The organism is Clostridium thermobutyricum DSM 4928 (assembly GCF_002050515.1).
Classification (GTDB): Bacteria; Bacillota; Clostridia; order Clostridiales; family Clostridiaceae; genus Clostridium; species Clostridium thermobutyricum.
This window is the reverse complement of record NZ_LTAY01000016.1, coordinates 1-662: the sequence shown is the minus strand read 5'-3', so window position 1 is coordinate 662 and position 662 is coordinate 1. Positions and strand designations below refer to the sequence as shown.

At 27.6% G+C, this 662-nt stretch carries 1 protein-coding gene; it reads left to right on the top strand.

Annotated features, from left to right (window positions below):
- Positions 1-662: MSCRAMM family protein (locus CLTHE_RS16615; RefSeq protein WP_278320277.1), on the top strand; the 662-nt coding region annotated here is incomplete at both ends.

Here is a 662-nt window from a genome sequence, read left to right as displayed (position 1 = left end):
ACAATGGGGAACTTATAAAGTACAAGAAACTAAAGCACCAATTGGATATAAACTAAGTAATGAGGTTGAAAGTATAAAGATTAATTCAGAAGATGTTTCACAATTACAAAGTTTAGTATTTAATGATTCACAAATTTTAGGTCAGTTAAGTATATTTAAAACTGGAGTAAATGGGTCTAGATTATCTGGAGCAGAATTTAAAGTTATAGGACCAAATGGATTTAATAAAATTGTAACAACAGATAAAGATGGAGTTGCAAGTTTAGAAAATTTACAATGGGGAACTTATAAAGTTCAAGAAACTAAAGCTCCAGAAGGATATAACTTAAATAATGAAGTTCAAACTGTTCAAGTAACAAATGCAAGTGTTGGTCAAATACAATATTTAACATTTAATGATACTCAAGTTTTAGGTAAGTTAAATATAACTAAAACAGGAAAGAATGGAGTAAAACTTGAAGGTGCAGAATTTGATGTAACAGGATCAAATGGTTTTAATAAAATTGTGACAACAAACAAAGATGGAGTTGCAAGTTTAGATAATTTACAATGGGGAACTTACACAATTAAAGAAACTAAAGCACCACAAGGTTATAAATTAAATGAAAACACTCAATCTATAGTTATAAATTCAACTGATGTTTCAAATATTCAAAACATAA